Origin of the sequence: Cohnella mopanensis (assembly GCF_022352055.1) — a bacterium.
Taxonomy (GTDB): Bacteria; Bacillota; Bacilli; order Paenibacillales; family Paenibacillaceae; genus Cohnella; species Cohnella mopanensis.
The window spans coordinates 76,943-96,230 of record NZ_JAKRWM010000012.1 but is presented as its reverse complement, the minus strand read 5'-3'; the positions used below and the strand labels follow the sequence as shown (position 1 = coordinate 96,230).

Genomic DNA, 19,288 nt, shown 5'->3' with positions numbered 1-19,288 from the left:
ATGAATCAACACAAGTGGACAACGCCTGAAATACGAAGCAAAGCCGCGGAAATCCTTTCTCGGATGTCCCTCGAGGAAAAAGCAGGACAAATGACGCAATACGATTGGGGCTTTAATCCGATTAATCCGGATACCGGATTGTCCCAACGCGACGTCATTATTGACCAGATCGCCCAAGGAAAAGTGGGGTCGGTATTCAACCTGCCGGGAGCCGAACAAGCCAACTCCCTGCAGAAGCTTATTTTGGATAAAACAGCGAATGGAATTCCGCTATTGATCGGGCGCGATGTTATTCACGGATACCGTACGATATTCCCTATCCCGCTTGCGCAATCATCCGCATGGAATCCCGAGTTAGCCGGAAAGACAGCCGCAGCTTCTTCTAGGGAAGCGCAAACGGACGGGGTCGCTTGGGTATTCGCCCCGATGATCGACGTCACTCGCGATCCTCGATGGGGCAGAATCGCCGAAAGCATCGGCGAAGACCCTTATCTGGCTTCGGTCTACGCGAAAGCGTGGGTGGAAGGTGCGCAAACGGACGATGGCCCTGGTCTTGCGACGGCAAGCTGTCCGAAGCACTTCGCGGCCTATGGCTTGGCGGAAGCCGGAAGAGATTACAACACGGTAGATATCTCGGACCGCATGCTTCGGGAAGTCATCTTGCCTCCGTTCCGGGAAGCGGTCGAGTCCGGCGCACTCAGCATCATGGCCTCCTTTAACGAGATTAACGGAACGCCGGCATGCGCCAACCGTTATTTATTAACGACGATTTTACGCGAGGAATGGGGCTTCGAAGGCATCGTCGTTAGCGACTACAACGCCGTTCAAGAACTCATTACGCATGGCGTGGCCGCGGATGAAGAAGAGGCCTGCCTGCTTAGTATCAACGCCGGGCTGGACATGGATATGTCCTCCGGCATTTATATCCGTTATCTGCCTAAGCTTGTTCGCGAGGGCAAAGTAGACGAGCGGCTCGTGGACGAAGCAGTACTCCGCATCATTGCCGTCAAGCTGAAGCTCGGCTTGTTCGAGCAGCCGTTCGTAACGGCAATCGCAAGCGAGTATGCCACGGAATCCTCCCTGCCCCCGGAACATCTTTCCTTGGCCAGGCAATCCGCTCGCGAATCGATCGTCTTGCTTCGCAACGAGAAAGAGACTCTTCCTCTGAGCAGGAGTACCGCGTCGATTGCCGTAATCGGACCTCTCGCCAAAAGCCTGCAAGACCCGCTTGGCTGTTGGTCATTCGACGGGAGGCCGGACGACGTCGTTTCGTTGCTCGAAGGCATACGGCAGTCGGTCGGTTCGAACACCGCGATTCATTATACGCAAGGGTGCGATGTAGAATCCGACTCCGATGCCGGATTAGACGAAGCATTGGAAACCGCTCATCAAGCGGACGTTGTCGTCCTCGCTCTCGGCGAAACTTACTTGATGAGCGGAGAGGCCCGTTGCAGAACGAGCCTGGATTTGCCCGGCGGCCAAAGAAAACTGGCGGAAGCCGTTGCCGCATTGGGTAAGCCCGTCGTCGCCGTGTTGATTACAGGCCGACCGTTAGCTATCCCATGGCTTCAGGACTGCACGGACTCCATCGTTCAGGCATGGCATCTCGGCGTTCAGAGCGGTCACGCTATCGCCGAAGTCCTCTTCGGCGATTACAATCCAAGCGGACGTCTAACGGCTACGTTCCCGTTAAACGTTGGTCAGATTCCGATCTATTACTATCGGAAAAATACGGGGCGTCCTCCCGGAGGCGTCTATACTTCTTATTATATTGACTCTTCTACCGATCCTTTATATCCGTTCGGTTACGGACTCAGCTATACTTCTTTCCGTTACGGGGCGATCCGGTACGAGAAACAACGAATTAGCAAAGATGAAGCGTTCGAGCTCTCCATCGAAATTACGAATACGGGAACTCGCGAGGGTGAAGAAGTCGTTCAATGCTATATCCGGGACGAGGTGGCTAGCGTCACGCAGCCGCTCAAGAAATTGGCCGCCTTCCGCAAGATCAAGCTCGCACCCGGAGAAACGACTACCGTATCGTTCACGATCTCGGAATCGTCGCTTGCGATTCTCGACGCCGACATGAACCTCACCGTCGAACCCGGACACTTCACGATCTGGATTGGCGCGAATTCCTCCGCGGGCGAATCGGTTCGATTGACGGTTGAAGCTTGATTTCGTTTTATCCCTTTTAGTAGCACATATAAAAGCCTCCAACATCTATGGTGTTGGAGGCTTTTCAAATCACATTTATGCAGAATAAACTTTAAGCACGCCTCGCGGCTCTATTCCGAGAAAACCCAGCTCTTGCCCGACTTTAAGCACGCCTCACGGCTCTATTTCGGGAAAACCCAGCTCTAGCCCCACTTTAAGCACGCCTCGCGGCTCTATTCCGAGAAAACCCAGCACTAACCCCAATTTAAGCACGCCTCACGGCTCTATTTCGGGAAAACCCAGCTCTTACCCCGCTTTAAGCACGCCTCACGGCTCTACGCGACCTTCCCATGTTCAATAATTTAGAATGTACGATAAATCTCCTCCAACGTGAAGTCTGCCCGGGCCATAACCTCGTCCGCTGCTCCGTAATACATGCGAACCGTCCTCCCCGCCAATAGCGCTCCGCAGGAGAATACGACCCCGCCAAAAAAACCGAAAGCCTCGTAATCCGCATCCGGCGATAGAAGAGGAACCCGAGACCGTGCGAGCACCTTCCCAGGATCCTGCTTATCCAGCAGCACGGCCCCCATGCAGTAACGGTCATCCGAATCGGCTCCATGATAGAGCTCGAGCCAACCTTCCTCCGTCAACAAAGGCACAGCCCCGCCGCCCATGCGTCCGCCGTCCCAGCTTCCTTCCCGCAAACCCATCAGAAAGCGATGGTTGCCCCAGTGGATCATGTCCGGGGATTCAGCAATCCACATCTCCGGTGAACCAATCGCCTTAGGAACCGGCCGATGCAGCATATAATACTTGCCATGAATAAGCTCAGGAAAGATCGCCGCATCCTTGTTCTCCGGCGGCAGCAGAATCGACTGCTTCTCATACATCACGAAGTCGTCCGTCGTAGCAAGCCTAACCGCAACCCCCTTCGATGATACCGCGCTGTAGGTAATGTAATACTTGTCGCCGATCCCAGTTATGCGAGGATCCTCGATTCCCCAAGCCTCAAGCGAATCCGTAGGGAATAACGACGGCTTCTCATCCACGACGAAGTGAACGCCGTCCTTGCTCCGAGCCACACGGAGATGCGACATGGAGGTCAAATACGCATAACGCCCTTGCTGCTTAACGACACGAGAATCGTCGAACGTATATCGGGAATCGGTCACCGAAAGATGCTGGATCTCTAGCTGGCCGTCCCCCTCGTTCAACAAAGGAACCGCAACGAATTTCTCCGGCACCTCCGCCGGCATTTCCGCAACGCGTACAAGCAGAATCGTTTCATCCCCATAAGCAGCTACGCCTGCATTAAATGCGCCGACAACCTTGAAGTCCGGTCTGCTAGGCTTGACGTCGCTAACTTTAATGATCGGATTCTCGGCTAATCTTCCTCCCGTCATCTTTTACCCCCTCGGCTTTAAAGCCTTCTCATATGCAAAATTAATATATCGTATTCCTGATATTTCCATTCTACCCATTTGATTCTGGAACCCAGCCCTTGTTCCAATTATGGACATAAAAACCGATCCAGCGAAACAAAACCACGAACTAGGGTATACTTGGGAAAAAGAGGAGGATTGAATCATGCAAATCACGTATCACGGGCACTCTTGTGTCCAGATCGTTACGAAAGGCAAGTCATTGCTTATAGATCCGTTCCTAAGAGGCAATCCGATCGCGGTTACGAAGCCCGAGGACATTCAAACGGACTACATCCTTCTCACGCACGCGCATACCGATCATATTCTTGACGCGGAGCCAATCGCTAGAGCGAACGACGCCACCGTCGTTGCCACCTTCGAACTTGCCATGTATATGTCCTCTCGCAAGCAACTCAAGACGATCGACATGAATATCGGAGGCACCGTCGATCTAGGTTTCGCCAAGGCGAAGATGATTCAAGCCTTCCATAGCTCGGGCATCTTCCTGGAAGAAGGCCAAATCATCTACGGAGGTATGCCTGCCGGATATATCATTCAAGCCGAAGGCTTGACGATTCTGCATGCCGGAGATACGGCACTGTTCTCCGATATGAAGATGATCGGCGACCGTCATCCGATAGACATCGCTTTCTTGCCGATCGGCGACCATTACACAATGGGACCGGATGACGCCCTGCAAGCCGCGGAGTGGTTTGGAGCAAAATTGGTCATTCCGGTCCATTACAACTCGTTCCCGTTGATCCGTCAGAACGCACAAGATTTCGTTCGGCGATTGGAGGTCCAAGGCCAACAAGGACGTGTTCTCGCTCCGGGCGAGAAATTCGAAATAACAAAGGAGAAGTGAACGGCTACGCATTAATAAGGTTAAGACCGCTACTCCGCTTTATTTCCGCAAACTGCGCCCATTTTCGAGATTTAAAGCGGAAAAACCGTTCTATTTACTCCCTATGTGTCTTGTTCAGGTGATTAAAGCGGAAAAACCGCTTTACTTACTCCCTATGTGCCATTAGATACCTGAGTAGTAACGACTTTTACAGTTATTTCACATCCCTATCCACGCAAGCAAACACAACGTCAGAGATCACGTTCCTTCACGAAAAAAACCGCCAACACCCGAGAATTCGGGCATTGGCGGCTATTTCCCCTTACTTTTTCGCTCCATCGTCTTCCTCTTTGTGGTTCAGAGTGGCACTGGCGATATAGAACATCAATCCCAAGAACAAACCGGTACCGACCACAATGTAGATCATCGTGAATATTTTGCCTAGCGTCGTTTGAGGTTCGAAGTTCGGATGCCCCACCGTACTTAGCGTCGTAATACAGAAGTATAGCGCATCAACGATGCTCAGCCCCTCTTCTCCCGTATAAAACATCGTGCCCGAAACGAGCATGAGGAGGATGAGAATTAACAAGACTTGAAAGTTTTTGTCTTTGAAAGATCTGCGTATGCCTTTCAATAAGCGCATGAGAGTAATCAGGAATGAAACCATGCAAGAGAGATATCCTTTCCTAAGGCAACCTGTCAACCTCTGTTAAAAGTTCCCTCTATTGCACGGATCTATACGCAGCGGAATCTCAGAAGGAGGCGATCTCTCCGAACAACTTGCCCGACAACCGGATAATCCGTTCCGTATCTATCTGTTGATCCTCCTCTTCCACCCACTCCCGAACAAGCCTTTCCAGGTCATCCCCTTCAAGCAGGAAAGAGGCAGGCACCGCTCCCGGTTGACCATAGACGGCAGAAATAACCCAATGTATTCCCACGTCTATGTTCGCCTTCAACGTAGGAATAACCGTGCGAGGGTACATCAGGTTCGTGTTCGCGTTCGGGTAAATGAGTTCAGCCCCTTCGAAGCCGAGTAAGCCGACGATGCCGCTCGTCGCAATGCTGCAGGAAGCACTCGCACGATCCGCTTGAAGAGCCGAGGCCATATCCGCCGCTATCGGTAGTGCGAAACCTCCTTCCGCGACGGTCAATTCCCTCCCCGTCTCGATCCGATGAACCCGGACGTGCCATGGCAATCCCGCTATGATCCATGTCTTCACCTCGACGTCTTGCCATGGTTTCCAACGGGAGTAGAGAACGCGATCCCTGATGAACGTTTCCTCGTTCCTTCTCCGAACGCGGAACAAGTTATCCCGCTCGCTCAGGGCGAGCATAGAATCGAACGCCCCTTGAGCCAGCCCCCATTCCGCCCTTGGCACGCTAAACCCGAATAGGTTGGAATACGCGAATTTCTCGTATTTGGCCGACGTATGCGTATGCTCGTTAGAAGAAAGATGGCCCGTATTGAATGCCGCGACGTGATTATTATCCGATTGCCGCACAACTACTAGACTAGGATGAACCCGTTCGCCGATGGCATGAAGATCGGGAAGCGGCAGCTCCTCTTCCGTCCAGAAGGGATGGTCGTCCGCGAAGGCAAGCGGCAGGAACGCCTTCATCGCCCAATAAGGAGAACCGGGAGCGTTGTAGTTTTCCGCCATGACCAGATTCGGATAAGCATAACCGATAGCCAATACGCCGTCAGGACGGAAAATCGACTGCTTAAACCACCACCTCAGATTCCGTAGAACGATCCCCTTGATCACGCCGAAAGTAATCTCTTCCGTTACGGCTTCGGCGTATGCGAGCGCGCTCCAGAATGCCGATTGGGCGAACCGGTAAGCAAGGCTTCTCCCGTAAGGGATCGCCGATCCGTCCGCGGAAAACCAACGGATAAAGTCGCGCGCGAACAACGCCGCATTTGCTTTGAACTTCATGCTACGCTGCGGATCTTCTCCCCCCATCAACTTCGCGTACATCAAGCCGTAATAATGAATAGCGAACGGAGTGTAGTAATCGCTATGTCCACCTGGACCATCGGTATACCATCCGCCATCTACAGAAAACTGTTCAAGCCGGTCTAGATTCCGCTCCATCCCTTCCGCATCGTAGGGAAGACCAAGCTTCCGCAAGCCGATATTAACGAGCACGGGGAAAAATAGCCAATTGCAATCGTAGACCGGGTGCCGATTAACCGTAGACAACCATTCCCTCAGTCGGTTCTGTTGCCCGATCGTGAGCGGAGTCCATATTTGCTCCGGAATGACGGCAAGCGCGAATCCGATTACCGCCATCTCGACGAACCTCTGGTCATTGTCGCCCGGTGCGCCCCAATATTCCTCATGAACGGGGTCGGTCCCGTTCACGATGCCCTTCAAGCAAATATCCCATATCGGATCATTGCCTCCGCCTGCCAGATGAGGCACCATTCCCCACAATACCCGGGAGAAGCCCTCCATCTCGGCAATCGAAGCCGGATATGCCGCTCCGCTCCCTTCCAGCCTTAACCGGGCGCACCCTTCGCTGTAATAGGACTCGAGAGGTTCGACTAATTGCCGCAAAGCAAGGCGCATATCTTCTTTCGTGCGCAGCGGATTATCGCGTAACGCAAGCTGGGTTTGGATCATGGCCCCTCCTCCTTACTCCCAGAAGATTGCCCGCGTTCCTCTTAACCTAGCGAGTCCTTCAACGAAATAGAAGTCTCCATAGATAAGCGGAACGTCGATATTTTTCCCTTCCGGATAATGGCTCGTACCGTGTAGAATTAAACCTTCCTCATTATCTTGGTCCCAAGCGCCGTAATTGCGGTAGAGCGATTCCAGCATTTTGACGGCGGGCTGTCGGTACACATGCGCTTCCAACGCTCCTACTTTGTCCGCCAGCAACAGTAACCCGCTCGCGGCAATCGCCCCGGCTGAAGAATCCCGATACTTCGTCACATCCTGCGGCAAGCGAAAATCCCAATGGGGGACATGGTCTTCCGGTAGGTTGGATAAGAAGAAATGCGCCACTCGTTTCGCGGCGTTCAAATACGCCGGATTCCCGGTATGATGGTAAGACAGGGTCAATCCGTATAATGCCCATGCCGTCCCTCTGGACCAAGCGGACTCCGGCGCGTATCCTTGCCCGCCCTTGCCCTCTACGAATTGACCCGTCCATGGATCGAATTCGACGATATGGTATACCGAACCATCCGCCCGAACGAAATGCTGTAGTACGGTATCCATATGAGCTTCGGCTATGTGCCGATAACGAGGGTCCCCGCTTTCCCGCGAGGCCCAGTACAGCAGCGGGGTGTTCATCGCGCAATCAATTATAGCGTAACCAGCATTGTCCTCCCCTTCGGTCCAAGGATTCCAAGCCCGGATGTAACGTCCTTTCAGGTTAAAGCGTCCGACGAGGTAGTTCGCAGCCTTCAACGCCCGTATTTTAGACACTTCGCTATCGAGAAGCTTATGGGCCGCAACGCTCGTTAACGTCCACATGAATCCCAAGTCATGGTCGAGGCGAACATACCCGTCCAACACCGCATCCAATCGGGCTTCGCATTGCTCGGCCGTCATTCGGAAACGATCGTCTCCGCTCTCCTCGTACAATTGCCATAACATCCCCGGCCAGAAGCCGGCCGTCCACCAATTGGGCTGCTCCAGCACGTAAGTCCCGTTAACGCTCGCATGAGGGAAACCATCGCCGATCTGAGCGATATTCCGCAATGTTTTGTCCTTCGCCTTCGTCCAAGCTTCCTCTACCCAATTCGGCGTATGTTCCATCTCCCTAGACACCTCTCGCTTTATCTGGAATAAACCGTTCCTATTCCAACTCCGCTTCCCATTCGAATAGAAGTTGAACTCGGTTAGTTAGTTCAGGGCACCTTAAACAGAAATCGATCGCATACCAACTCTTCTCTTGTCCGAAATGATTTCGGAAAGCGCGCCGTTCAACGGTTGCTTCAAGCAGCGACTCGTCATAACGGATGAAAACCGCAGCTCCTTCGCCCGCTTTCCCGCCGATGCGAACGACTCCGCCTTCCTCCACGCTAGCAGCATTCAAAGCTACGATTCTCTCCACGATTTCTTCCGGCTCCGCGGCGAAAACAATATCGTCCGTAATGATCAATGCAGTCGAATCCGACTTACGCCATCTGATCTCCCTAACTAGCGACTTCAACTCTGGGACGTGGTACGCGCTGGACAACTCCATCCGCAAGATGTCCTCTTCTACTCCAGCGCTTGCCTCTAGCACGATAGCCCGGCAGTCCGCGCCTGCAGATTGCCCGTTCCCGCCTATGATCGGAACCGAATGCCCTTGCGAGCCGTTGCAATCGTAAGCGTAGCGCCCTTCGCCGAAATAATCGGCCGTATATTCGCCGCTCCCAAGATCCCCGGCAACAGTTATCCCGTCCGCTAACAAGAGAAACTGGCCGATGTCGTTATGATTATGCGGTTCATCGTTATTTCCGCCCTTGGCCGCGAAGCCGAAACGTCTGCCCGACGAAGACACATGCCGCGAGACAAGCCACTGCGCATCGGGCAAATAACGCGAGGCTTCCCCCCACTCCTGCCCCTCTAACCCCGGATCAAACCATACGATATCCCGGAAGGCCGGAGCCCAGCGGCTGCAATGATCGTCCGTGAAGCTTGCGCTATAGTGCCGGGACGGAACCTCTAACTCCGGATATATCCCGGCCAAATAATGCGTGAGCCCTACACGGAACGGTACGCGGGGAAGCGAGTCCGAGAAGCAAGCGACGGAATCTCCGTGTAAATAAGCCGCCTGTTGGAAAAGCGCAATGTTGCGAACCTTAGGATGACTGAATAAATCGAGCGTGCCATGGCTCAGTTTTTTCAGCAAATCCGCAAAGTAAGCGAAATAACCGAAGCCGTAGTTCCAGTAACCTAGTCCCTCCAGGCAAGCCCCGTCATCCCCGAACCCCTCGAAGTAATACTCTAGGCTAGCGAGCGCTTTCGATAACACTTTCACTAGTACATCCGCATCTTTAATCCTAAGCAACGCGGCGGAGCCGATGGAACCGGCGCATACGGCAGCCCAGTTATGCTTCGCCTTCTCCCAAAGGTGCGGGCCATGTTCCAGCAAGGGCTGAATCAATCGTACCGATATCGCTCCATCGATGTCCAAAGCCAGCCAAGAAGGAAGCCGATCCCCCAATACGCAGGCGATCTCGCCAAGAGAGAAGCCGGTCTCGGCGGAGAACAGGTCGATCGTTTTCGAAGGATCCGCTCCCTTTACGTGCGCGGGTAAGCACCATGTCCTTTCGTCCAATATCGCGCGCATAATCTCGATCAGCTTGTCGAGGTAGATCCCCTCTCCCGGCTCAAGCAAGGTCAGCAAGGCGAACGTATTTAACGTCCGGCGCCTAGCGAAATACAATCCCTCGTATGCCAACCGGTTGCCCGTTCGTTCGAATATCGAGAAAAGTTCTTCCGTTAGCTCGGGGATTGGCTCGTCAATGAGCCTCTCCCCCTCAGATCGGATCTCGTCGATCATCCGCCCGTAAGCCGGTGCCTGCGTTATTCTCCTCCAGAAGGCACTGGCCCGTTCCCCCGGAGGATAGTAAATTCGATCCCATAACGAATCGGAATCCGTCACAGATACGATACGTTCCGCATAAGCGGGAAGCAGTCGATCATCGATCATCCCCTGACACCGCCTTATCCCCGATATTCCATCGGCGTTACGCCGGAGTGAGCCTTGAATGTTTTAATGAAATAGCTTTGATTGTCATATCCGAGCTGCTCGCAGATTTCCCCTACGGTGCAGGCGGTTTGATCCAGCATTTCCTTGGCTCGCTCCATCTTCATGCGGGTGACGTATTCGATGAACGTCTCGCCGGTCTCCTTCTTGAACATCCGGCTGAAGTAGCTGGCATTCAAGTGCAGTACTTCCGCCACTTCATCCAAACCGATTCTCCGGTTCAGATGCAGCGTCACGTATTTGCACGCTTCCTTTACTTCCGGCCGCCGGCTGACGGACGCCTCGCCGTCCCCTTCCGCGGCCGCCGTCAATTGACCTTTTAACCAGTCTCTTAGCTCGCATATCGAATCGATCTCCGAGATTTCCTTATGCAGCGTATCGGCCGAGTACCCCGTGCGAACGTACTGCAACGAGCGCAGCTTCAGTTTCATATCCAGCAACAGCTTCAGCACCCAATCCTTTACGGCCGCCGGAGGATATTTCTCCCTCGCGATCCGCTCCATCCAAAGATCGGCTAACCGGCAAGCATCCGCCGCCCTCCTGCCGATCATAGTCTCCCGTAGTTCGGAGCTCGCCGCATCGTAATGGATAAACAAGTCGTCGGTCGCGCTCTCCTCGGACTTACTCTTCGCGATCGATCCCGCCGCGAGATAGAAGCGCTGATTCTCTCCCGCGAACATCGCTTGAAGATTTCGTTTTAACGTTTCAGGGGCGGCGCATTCCGCTCCGAGCAAGAACGTCATTCGAATCTTCAGAAACTTGAGCATCGCCGATTGGATCGAACGGATCTGGACGGAGGCGACGTCGTAAATATTCGTCTTCAAGCTGCGCTTATAAGAGAACAGCAGCAGTTGCTTTCTCTCGCTATAAGCGATATGAAGCACGCGCGCATCCGCTTCGCTCAGTACTTCCTGAATCACGTTGGCAACGGCGAACCGAAGCGTCTGCTCGGAAGCGAAGCGATTTTTCAGTTGCTGATAATCGTCCACGTACCCGATCGCCGGCAAACAAACTTCATCCCCGACGAACAAGCCGAAACCGTTCGCTTCCTGCATCCACTTGTCCGAGGAGAGCAACGGCTGATGGATGAAATTTTTGAATGCTTGCTCCTTGCGGAGCTCCAACGTATCGTTCACCAGGGCATGCAGCTTACGTTGCTCCCCGCTCATGTGCTTCTCCTCGTCCAACCCTTTCTTGAATCGATCAAGCATGCGTACCAGGTCTTCCGGCTGAAGGGACTCCTTAAGCACGTACTCCTGTATGTTCATCCTCATCGCTTGTTGCGCGTAGGCAAAATCGTCATGGCAGGACAATATAATAATCCGGGTATCCGGCTTGCGTTCCTTGATCTTAGCGCACAGCTCCAGCCCATTCATTCTCGGCATGCCGATGTCCGTGATGAGAATATCGGGCATGACGGTCTGCGCGTGTTCCCAGGCCATCGCCCCGTTCTCGAACGTGCCGAGCAAACGGAGTCCTTTCGATTGCCAGTCGATCGTCTCCGACAGCAGCTCCAAGACAGGATAATCATCGTCTACCAACATGACGTTATACATTTTCATCCGCCCTTTCGTCAGCGATCATCAAACGGATCGTCGTACCTTGATCCGGAATGCTCTCCACCGTCATCGAGAATCGTTCCCCGCGAAGAAGCTTCATTCGTTCAGCCACGTTCGCCAATCCGAGCCCCGAGAACGAGCCGACCGTGCCCACGCCGCCGCTCGGCTCGGCTTCCGATCGGACGGATGCGCCGACCGCGAGCAGCTTCTTGTTCAGAGCCTCTACTGCTTGTTCATCCATTCCAATCCCGTTATCCTCCACGGCGAGGACAAGAGTACTACCGTGCATCTCCGCGCCAATCCGGACATGCCCGGACTTCTGGTTAAAGCCGTGAATAAGCGCGTTCTCTACGAGCGGCTGCAGGAACAACCGCGGTACCCGTACAAGCATCGCTTCCGAGGCGATATCCAGCGTCAGCCGAACCTCTTCCTTCTGTCGCAAATTCATGAGCTCCACGTAATGGGCGAGTAGTTCTAGCTCCTCGTGCAAATAAATCTCGTCTTCTTCGTTCTTGATCGTCATGCGCAGCAGCGTCGACAACGACCCGATCATTTTGGCGCTCTCCGTATCTCCTCGGCGCATCACCTTCATCCGAATGGAGTTCAGCACGTTAAACAGAAAATGGGGATGGATTTGCGCCTGCAGCATTTTCAGCTCCGCCTTGCGCTTGCGCGTTTGCGTCTCGGACACTTCGGTGATCATCTCCTGCACCCGTCCAAGCATCTGATCCAGCAGAAAGCCTAACCGCCCGATCTCGTCCCGCCCCCGGATACCCGATCTTGCGCCCAGATTGCCGCGTTGAACGGCGGACACGGTTTTCCCCAACTGCACGAACGGTTTTGTGAAGGCGCGAAGCAGCGCGAGCAGCAGCAATAAAAAAATGACTAACGACGTAAATTGTACGAGGAATACCCGATTGAAAATCGAGCTGATGTTCACGATCGCTTCCTCGTACCGTTGCTTGGACACGAGCCTCCAGTCGTTGAAGGAGAGCGGCTTCTCAGTAATCAAATATTTCGTGCCGCCGACCGTCTCGACCGAGGAATGCAATCCCCCCGTAGAAGCCCCGACGTCATCGAACGTTTGCCCGATTTTCTCTGGGTCTCCGCTGGAAAGAATCCGATTGTTTTCGTCCAGCAGCATAACCTCTTGGTTGGACGGCAGCCGCTTGAACAGTTGGTTCACCCGTTTCTCCAGCACGGTCACGACAACGTAGCCGTAGATCTTCGAATCGTCCCGGCGCAGCGTGCGGGCCAACGATATCTGGTACGGATTATCGGGCGAGAGATATTGGAATACAGTTGGACTCGTCCCAACCCAATAGGAGCCGCCGATCCCATTCAGATCGTTCAGTTCCGTAAACCAAGACTCGTTCCGCAGGGAAGTCGGATTGTAATCGCTCATCGAGTAATTCGTGAAAGCGGTACCATCAGTCAGCAGCACCGATACATAACTTCTCTCGCTGACGGTCAAGCTGTCCAACTGTTGGATAATCCGGTTCTTGTTCGTGAATGATCGGTATTCGTCCTCCTCGTCGGCTTGCCCGAAGGCGAGCAGCTTGAAATAGGTGTTCATATCCGGATTGACCTGAATATAATTAGCGACGTTAAGCATGCCCTGGAACAAGTTCGAGACCGAACCGTCCACGAGCAACAACGAATCTTGCGCGTTCGATATTGCTTGGCGTTGCACCGCTTCTTGCGTTAGCGAGTTATAGATCAGTTGCGTCAGAGCCGCGGGAATCAGAATGCAGGCGATTGCGGCCGCCATCAGCTTATGCCGAATAGACAACCTTCCGAACCAGTTCCTCTCCCCGATCTTCCGCAACATTACCAACGCCCCCTCGCAATGACAAAGGGAGACAGCGATGTGCTGTCCCCGCAATGCCAGTATAGCATTTATTTTTTATTCGAATCGATGATCTGTTGCGCACGATCTTGGCTGTTCTTCACCATCGCGTCGATGTCTTGATTGCCGAGGATGAGTTTCTCGTATTCTTCGTTAACCGCTTTGTACACTTCCGAAAGATAAGAAGCCGCCGGAATCATCTCCGAAGCCTTGGACATCAAGAGCGTCTTGATAAGAGAGTCCTTGTCTACCAATTCGGGATTCATCGTTCCCGCCAGAATGGTATCGATAATCGGCGTCAGTTGATCGTTCGTTACCTTGCTCCAAGCCGGAACGTTCTTGCCCTGCACAAGCTGGCCTTCCGTCGTGTACCAGCGGGCGAATTTATACGCTTCTTCCTTCTGCTTGGAGATGGAGGAAACGGCCATATAGTCCGTCGCAACCGGCGCATATCCGATCGTATCGGCTTTGTCGTTCTTAGGGAAAGGCGCGACCGCGACATGGAACGTCAGAGGAAGCTTGTCGGTACCACCGATCTCCGTATTCATCCAGCTTCCGATCGTCAGCATGCTGGCGGATTGATTGAAAAATTGGTTCCGGTACGCGAGCTTCTGCGAGATGATATCGGAGTAAGGCACGGACGATTTGTCCGTTTTCTCCATCCTGACCCGCAGTTCCAGCGTTCTCTTGAAGTTCGGATCCGCCAGATTGGAGGAGCCGTCCGCCTTCAAGAAATCGGTATTCGTCGGCTGATTCAGCATCATCAGCTTCAGGAATTCCATCCAGCCCCCGCCTTGCGGTCCATGGAAATACGTGCCGTAACGCTTAGAGGTGCCTTCGCCCTTCGTCAGTTGCTTCGCGTAGTCCGCATATTCATCCCACGTCCAATCCGTCGGCACCGGCAACCCGGCTTCGTCGAGATGATCCTTGTTGAGCAGGACGTACCACGGGTTGAACTTGCCCGGAAGCGCATACACTTTGCCATTCAATGTTGTGTCTACTTTATAATCATCGGCGACCTTGAATCCTTCCTTCGCGATGAAGTCATCTAGCGGCTCAGCCATGCCTAGCGATACGCGCTGCGCGTATCCGGCCGGATCGCTGAACATCAATAAGTCGATAGCTTCTTGAGAAGCGAATGCCAGATCCAGCTTCTTCATCGCTTCCTGCGTATCGCCTTTGTCGCTGAGCACGATCGGTTCTACCGTGACGCCGGTTTTTTCTTCGTACGCTTTCAGCGTCGCAGACCAATTGTAAGTCGCCTCCGGACCGAACGTATACAACCGAAGATGAACGTTCTTCGCCGGCTCGGAACTCGACTCCGCGGCACTCGAACTGGCGGCAGGGCTGGTGCTGCCCTCTTTCTTGTCATTGCCTCCGCAACCCGCGAGCAATCCGGCAAGCATGATTCCGACTACCATTACGTTTAGCCACTTATTTCTCATGATCATGACACCCTCCCATTGGATAAGCAATCTGGTATTGACAATCCAAATTATATAGGCGACTTTCGGGCACTCCATGAAACTATATTTACTTAATATAAAATATTTTTACTTATTTTCTTATATCTGGATTGTGAGAGTCACCCCTTGACGCCACCAAGAGCGATGCCTTCGATCACGTTTTTCTGGCCAACGATGAATACGATAAGCAGCGGTATAATAGCCGACACCGCGCCCGCCATAATAAGAGAATAGAACTCGCCGCTCATGGAAGTAAACTTCTGCATCGCCAGCGGGATCGTATACAGCTTGTCGGTACGCAGGAAAATGAGCGGATTCTGGTAGTCGTTCCAAGTCCAGATAAAGCGCAAAATCGCGTACGTCGCCACGGCCGGTTTGACCAATGGCATCGCGATCGACCAGAAAGTACGCAGATGGCCCGCTCCGTCGACTTTGGCCGATTCGATGTATTCCTGATGGATGCCCATGAAAAACTGCCGGAGCATGAAGGTGCCTAGCACGCTGAAGCTGCCGATAATGATAAGCCCTAAGTGGCTATCGAACAACCCGATGTTACGGTACAGAATGAATTGCGGAACGAGGATCGCCTGGTTCGGCACCATATAAGTGGCGAGCACGATGACGAACAACGCCTTGCTGCCTTTGAACCGAACTTTGGAAAACCCGTATGCCGCAAGGCTCGCCGTCGTGCAAGAAATCAAAGTCGTGATCACCGCGACCTTGATCGAATTCAGGTAATACACGTAGAACGGATAATCGCCGAACCAGACTTCCTTGTAGTTGGCGATCGCGTTCCATTGCTTCGGAATCCATTGGATCGGATAGACGAAGACGTCCTTCTCTATCTTAAACGACGTGACAAGCATCCAGATGAAAGGCAGAAGGAACAGAATGCTCACGACGAATAGAAGGGCCGTTACGGCGACTTTCCGCCAATCCGGCTTCATAGCGATCCCACGCATGAACCTCTCTCCTTCCGGTTAATAGTTGACCCATTTTTTCTGCGCGATCCACTGTCCGGCCGTAATGATCATGACGAACGCGAACAGGACGACGGATACGGAAGACGCATACCCGATCTTCAAGTTGTTAAACGCCTGCTCGTACAAATACCAGACCATCATGCTCGTGGAACCGATCGGACCGCCTTGGGTCATGACCGCGATAATATCGAACACTTTGAACGAGGAAATGATCCCGGTTACGAGCAGGAAAAAGGATGTCGGTGACAGCAACGGGAACGTAATCCGTGCGAATTTCACCCAGGCGTTGGCTCCATCGATATCGGCAGCTTCGTATAGGTCGCGCGGAATCGATTGAAGTCCGGCGATGTAGATGATGAGATTGAATCCGATCGACACCCAGACCGTGATCATCATAATCGAATAAAGGGCGAATTTCGGATCGGCGATCCATTTGGGCGGATTGGCGATTCCGATCGCTTTCAGCATTTCGTTGATCGGTCCGTAGGACGGCTGGAATAACACCTGCCATACGATGGCCACCGCTACGATACTTGAGATATAGGGCATGAAGTAGGCGACTTTGAAAAAACCTTTCCAATAGACGTACCGATCGATCAGAATCGCCAGCACCATCGATACGAGCATGTAGACGGGGACGGCCAGCAGGAAGATCATATTGTTGCGCACAGACCGGATGAACGCGTGGTCGTCCAGCAGCTTGCCGAAGTTATCGAAGCCTATCCACTTCAGGCCGTCCCAGCCTTGCACGAAGTTCCAATCCGCGAAGCTGAGCGCGAATATAGCCAATATCGGCAGCAGAACGAGAACCGTTACGCCGATCAGCATTGGGCTGACGAACAGTAAACCCGCCAATGTCTCGCTATTCTTCAAGTTCATCCAGTTGCCGCGGGCCGGCTTCGCGTCGGTCTTGGGCGTCACAGCCGAGTTCTCCATATGCAACACCTCGAATCTGTTCGTAATCGTAAACTTGTTTTTATTATAAAGAAAAATACCGCCAGCTTTTGACGGTATTTTGATCTCCTACGCTATTAATTTTACTTTTATATTTCACAGCCGTAACGGTGAAGAACCGTCCGTCAACTAAACCATTGCTCGCTTGCCAGCGGATCAAAGGCCGGATAGACATCCGGATGCAGGGAAGCCGCAAGCTTCTGCAAGCCTACGATAAGTCGCGGGGACGGCCTGCAATAAAGCGGCTCTTCCATGACATGAATGCGTTCCTGCTGGACGGCGTCCAGACGAGACCAACCTGGGCGCTTCTTTACCGACTCGGGCTTTACTTGCTGTGCTTTAACTCCGACCCATGCCAGTAAAATATAGTCCGGCTCCCGGTTAAGCACATCCTCCAGATCCGTCTTTACGCTCGCTCGCGAATCTTCCGCGAACACGTTCTTCGCTCCGGCCAGCTCGCTAATCTCCGTCAGCCAATTGCCGCCGCCCGGCGAGAAAACGGGTTTCGGCCACCATTCCCAGTAGAGGGTTGGCCTCTTCTCGACTCTACGGCTCAACTCCGCGTATTGCTCCAGCATCTGCCGATACTTATGCACTGCATCCTTTGCTTGCTCAATCTTATCCGTCGCTTCGCCAACGACTAGCATGTTATTGCTAATATCCTCCAGGCTATTCGGATTCAAGATGATATAAGGAAGATTCCTTGCTTTCAAGCCTTCTATATTCTTCTCCATCCCGGGCACGGTAAGCGATGCAAGAACCAGATCGGGCTTAAGCGCTTCGACGGCATCGATATCGATGTCCATATCCGACCCCAGCCTCGGCAACTCTTGAATCGCAGGCGGCCAATCGGAGTAAATATCTACACCCACGATCATGGAGGAAAGCCCCATGAACGCCAGTAGCTCCGTATTGCTAGGACATAGCGATACGATTCTCATTTGCGCCGCCCTCCTCTCACATCTCGATTCCCATTACAGCCGATATGCCTTCTTCATAATAGTGCTTAACCGGCTTCATCTCCGTAACGAGGTCCGCGAGCTCCACGACTTCCGGTTGCGCGTTCCGTCCCGTTAATACGAGATGCATGCCTTGCGGTCGGTTGCGGATGACGTCCAACACCTCGCTAAGCGGCAGAACATCGTCTATCGGGAACGTGTTGATCGCCAGAGCATTGTTGATCTCGTCTAAAATAATGAGCTGATGCTCGCCCTTGGAGATACGCTCTTTGGCATACGCCCATGCCGTTCGAAGAGACTCGCGATGCTCCTCCGGCGTCTTCAGCCAAGTGAATCCGATCCCGAGCTGATGGATTTCAATGCCCAGCTTGTCGAATACGAGCTTCTCCCCATAAGTCCTTTGCGGGGATTTAATAAACTGCATCACGAGCACTTTGAAACCTCTGCCCGCGCCGCGGACCGCGAGCCCCATTGCCGCCGTCGTCTTTCCTTTGCCATCGCCCGTATAGACGAGCGTCAGACCGCGTTCTTTGCTCGGCTTATCCATAATCGAACCACCTTCCGCATGTTTTAATGAATGCATAACGTTATTACTCGATTATCCCGCCTTGAAGCATAATTTGCGGCAGCTTGTGAACCGGATGTTCGACGATAATTGGAGTCGTTCCGTATACCCGCTCAATAAGCTCGCTTCGCATAATTTCTTCAGGTGTCCCTATACTAATCGCTTCGCCCTGGCTTATCATTAACATCCGATCGCAATAGATCGACGCCAGATTTAGATCATGAAGAACGGCGACAACGGTAAGTTTCTCTTCTCGCTGCCATGTTTTAATGAGATCCATCATCTGAATCTGGTAACCGATGTCCAAATACGTTGTCGGCTCGTCTAACAGCAATAGGCTCGGCTTCTGGGCCATTACTTTGCCTAGCGCGACCCGTTGCCGCTCGCCCCCGCTCAGATGCTGCAGCGATCGATCTTGCAAATCGACCAGCCGAAGCTTCTCCAGTATGGAATCCACGATTCCCGACTGATCATCCTTCTCTTCCCCGAGCCAATTCTGATACGGGTATCGTCCCATCTCGACGATCTCCTTCACCGTAAAGTTAACCGGAGGAAGCGACTCCTGTTGCAACACCGCTAGGAAACGGGATAATTGCTTGCGTGAATAGCGCTCTATTGGTTCGCCGTTTATCTGAATGTCGCCCCCGCTTGCTTTTTCCACGCCGGACAACAGCTTAAGCAAAGTAGACTTCCCGCTACCGTTGGGGCCAAGAATGCCGAAGAACTCCCCTTGTGCCACAGAAAACCGAATATCCTTCAGGACATGAGCTTCGTTATAGGATTTGGAGAGATGATGGACTTGTAGCATAC

Annotated in this window: 15 protein-coding genes; 2 read left to right on the top strand and 13 right to left on the bottom strand. The window is 53.0% G+C overall.

Going from position 1 to position 19,288, the window contains the following annotated elements; all coding sequences use genetic code 11:
• The gene (gene bglX, locus L3D05_RS18320) at positions 1-2,178 is read left to right on the top strand and encodes a beta-glucosidase BglX (protein WP_239617763.1); all 2,178 of its coding nucleotides are present in this window, start codon (positions 1-3) and stop codon (positions 2,176-2,178) included.
• Between the two features lie 341 nt (positions 2,179-2,519).
• Here bglX and L3D05_RS18315 read toward each other — a convergent pair whose 3' ends face one another.
• On the bottom strand, positions 2,520-3,563 hold the full coding sequence (locus L3D05_RS18315; protein WP_239617762.1) for a glycoside hydrolase family 130 protein: 1,044 nt from the start codon (positions 3,561-3,563) through the stop codon (positions 2,520-2,522).
• 184 nt (positions 3,564-3,747) lie between these two features.
• Here L3D05_RS18315 and L3D05_RS18310 point away from each other — a divergent pair, with 184 nt between their 5' ends.
• Positions 3,748-4,449, top strand: coding sequence for a metal-dependent hydrolase (locus L3D05_RS18310; RefSeq protein ID WP_239617761.1), 702 nt, complete (start codon positions 3,748-3,750; stop codon positions 4,447-4,449).
• A gap of 301 nt (positions 4,450-4,750) precedes the next feature.
• Here L3D05_RS18310 and L3D05_RS18305 read toward each other — a convergent pair whose 3' ends face one another.
• The 12 genes from L3D05_RS18305 to L3D05_RS18250 all read right to left on the bottom strand — a co-directional run bounded on the left by L3D05_RS18305 (position 4,751) and on the right by L3D05_RS18250 (position 19,286).
• Positions 4,751-5,095: a potassium channel family protein gene (locus tag L3D05_RS18305; RefSeq protein ID WP_239617760.1), complete on the bottom strand. Its 345-nt coding sequence runs from the start codon at positions 5,093-5,095 to the stop codon at positions 4,751-4,753.
• Positions 5,096-5,180: 85 nt separating this feature from the next.
• The gene (locus L3D05_RS18300) at positions 5,181-7,058 is read right to left on the bottom strand and encodes a DUF2264 domain-containing protein (RefSeq protein ID WP_239617759.1); all 1,878 of its coding nucleotides are present in this window, start codon (positions 7,056-7,058) and stop codon (positions 5,181-5,183) included.
• Positions 7,059-7,070: 12 nt separating this feature from the next.
• Positions 7,071-8,201: a glycoside hydrolase family protein gene (locus L3D05_RS18295; RefSeq protein WP_239617758.1), complete on the bottom strand. Its 1,131-nt coding sequence runs from the start codon at positions 8,199-8,201 to the stop codon at positions 7,071-7,073.
• Positions 8,202-8,241: 40 nt separating this feature from the next.
• Positions 8,242-10,086 carry a heparinase II/III family protein gene (locus tag L3D05_RS18290; protein ID WP_239617757.1) on the bottom strand — a complete coding sequence of 615 codons (1,845 nt, stop codon included), beginning with the start codon at positions 10,084-10,086 and terminating at the stop codon, positions 8,242-8,244.
• Positions 10,087-10,100: 14 nt separating this feature from the next.
• Complete coding sequence (locus L3D05_RS18285) at positions 10,101-11,699, bottom strand: response regulator transcription factor (RefSeq protein WP_239617756.1); 1,599 nt, start codon at positions 11,697-11,699, stop codon at positions 10,101-10,103.
• Positions 11,692-13,533 (bottom strand): sensor histidine kinase, encoded by a 1,842-nt coding sequence (locus tag L3D05_RS18280; protein ID WP_239617755.1) that lies wholly within the window; start codon positions 13,531-13,533, stop codon positions 11,692-11,694. The genes L3D05_RS18285 and L3D05_RS18280 overlap by 8 nt, the downstream gene beginning before the upstream one ends.
• A gap of 68 nt (positions 13,534-13,601) precedes the next feature.
• Positions 13,602-14,996 carry an ABC transporter substrate-binding protein gene (locus L3D05_RS18275; RefSeq protein WP_239617754.1) on the bottom strand — a complete coding sequence of 465 codons (1,395 nt, stop codon included), beginning with the start codon at positions 14,994-14,996 and terminating at the stop codon, positions 13,602-13,604.
• A 140-nt stretch (positions 14,997-15,136) separates the two neighbouring features.
• Positions 15,137-15,979 carry a carbohydrate ABC transporter permease gene (locus L3D05_RS18270; RefSeq protein WP_239617753.1) on the bottom strand — a complete coding sequence of 281 codons (843 nt, stop codon included), beginning with the start codon at positions 15,977-15,979 and terminating at the stop codon, positions 15,137-15,139.
• Between the two features lie 18 nt (positions 15,980-15,997).
• Complete coding sequence (locus L3D05_RS18265) at positions 15,998-16,879, bottom strand: carbohydrate ABC transporter permease (protein WP_239617808.1); 882 nt, start codon at positions 16,877-16,879, stop codon at positions 15,998-16,000.
• A gap of 200 nt (positions 16,880-17,079) precedes the next feature.
• The gene (locus L3D05_RS18260) at positions 17,080-17,895 is read right to left on the bottom strand and encodes a cobalamin-binding protein (RefSeq protein ID WP_239617752.1); all 816 of its coding nucleotides are present in this window, start codon (positions 17,893-17,895) and stop codon (positions 17,080-17,082) included.
• Between the two features lie 16 nt (positions 17,896-17,911).
• Positions 17,912-18,460: a cob(I)yrinic acid a,c-diamide adenosyltransferase gene (gene cobO, locus L3D05_RS18255; RefSeq protein WP_239617751.1), complete on the bottom strand. Its 549-nt coding sequence runs from the start codon at positions 18,458-18,460 to the stop codon at positions 17,912-17,914.
• A 43-nt stretch (positions 18,461-18,503) separates the two neighbouring features.
• On the bottom strand, positions 18,504-19,286 hold the full coding sequence (locus L3D05_RS18250) for an ABC transporter ATP-binding protein (RefSeq protein ID WP_239617750.1): 783 nt from the start codon (positions 19,284-19,286) through the stop codon (positions 18,504-18,506).
• Between the last annotated feature and the right edge of the window lie 2 nt (positions 19,287-19,288).

Bases quoted from the DNA above. Each gene is read 5' to 3' on its own strand.
- cobO (WP_239617751.1), bottom strand. From the start codon at position 18,460: ATGGATAAGCCGAGCAAAGAACGCGGTCTGACGCTCGTCTATACGGGC.
- L3D05_RS18275 (WP_239617754.1), bottom strand. From the start codon at position 14,996: ATGAGAAATAAGTGGCTAAACGTAATGGTAGTCGGAATCATGCTTGCC.
- L3D05_RS18315 (WP_239617762.1), bottom strand. From the start codon at position 3,563: ATGACGGGAGGAAGATTAGCCGAGAATCCGATCATTAAAGTTAGCGAC.
- L3D05_RS18260 (WP_239617752.1), bottom strand. From the start codon at position 17,895: ATGAGAATCGTATCGCTATGTCCTAGCAATACGGAGCTACTGGCGTTC.
- L3D05_RS18305 (WP_239617760.1), bottom strand. From the start codon at position 5,095: ATGGTTTCATTCCTGATTACTCTCATGCGCTTATTGAAAGGCATACGC.
- L3D05_RS18270 (WP_239617753.1), bottom strand. From the start codon at position 15,979: ATGCGTGGGATCGCTATGAAGCCGGATTGGCGGAAAGTCGCCGTAACG.
- L3D05_RS18310 (WP_239617761.1), top strand. From the start codon at position 3,748: ATGCAAATCACGTATCACGGGCACTCTTGTGTCCAGATCGTTACGAAA.
- L3D05_RS18265 (WP_239617808.1), bottom strand. From the start codon at position 16,879: ATGAACTTGAAGAATAGCGAGACATTGGCGGGTTTACTGTTCGTCAGC.
- L3D05_RS18250 (WP_239617750.1), bottom strand. From the start codon at position 19,286: ATGCTACAAGTCCATCATCTCTCCAAATCCTATAACGAAGCTCATGTC.
- bglX (WP_239617763.1), top strand. From the start codon at position 1: ATGAATCAACACAAGTGGACAACGCCTGAAATACGAAGCAAAGCCGCG.
- L3D05_RS18300 (WP_239617759.1), bottom strand. From the start codon at position 7,058: ATGATCCAAACCCAGCTTGCGTTACGCGATAATCCGCTGCGCACGAAA.
- L3D05_RS18280 (WP_239617755.1), bottom strand. From the start codon at position 13,533: ATGTTGCGGAAGATCGGGGAGAGGAACTGGTTCGGAAGGTTGTCTATT.
- L3D05_RS18295 (WP_239617758.1), bottom strand. From the start codon at position 8,201: ATGGAACATACGCCGAATTGGGTAGAGGAAGCTTGGACGAAGGCGAAG.
- L3D05_RS18290 (WP_239617757.1), bottom strand. From the start codon at position 10,086: ATGATCGATGATCGACTGCTTCCCGCTTATGCGGAACGTATCGTATCT.
- L3D05_RS18285 (WP_239617756.1), bottom strand. From the start codon at position 11,699: ATGTATAACGTCATGTTGGTAGACGATGATTATCCTGTCTTGGAGCTG.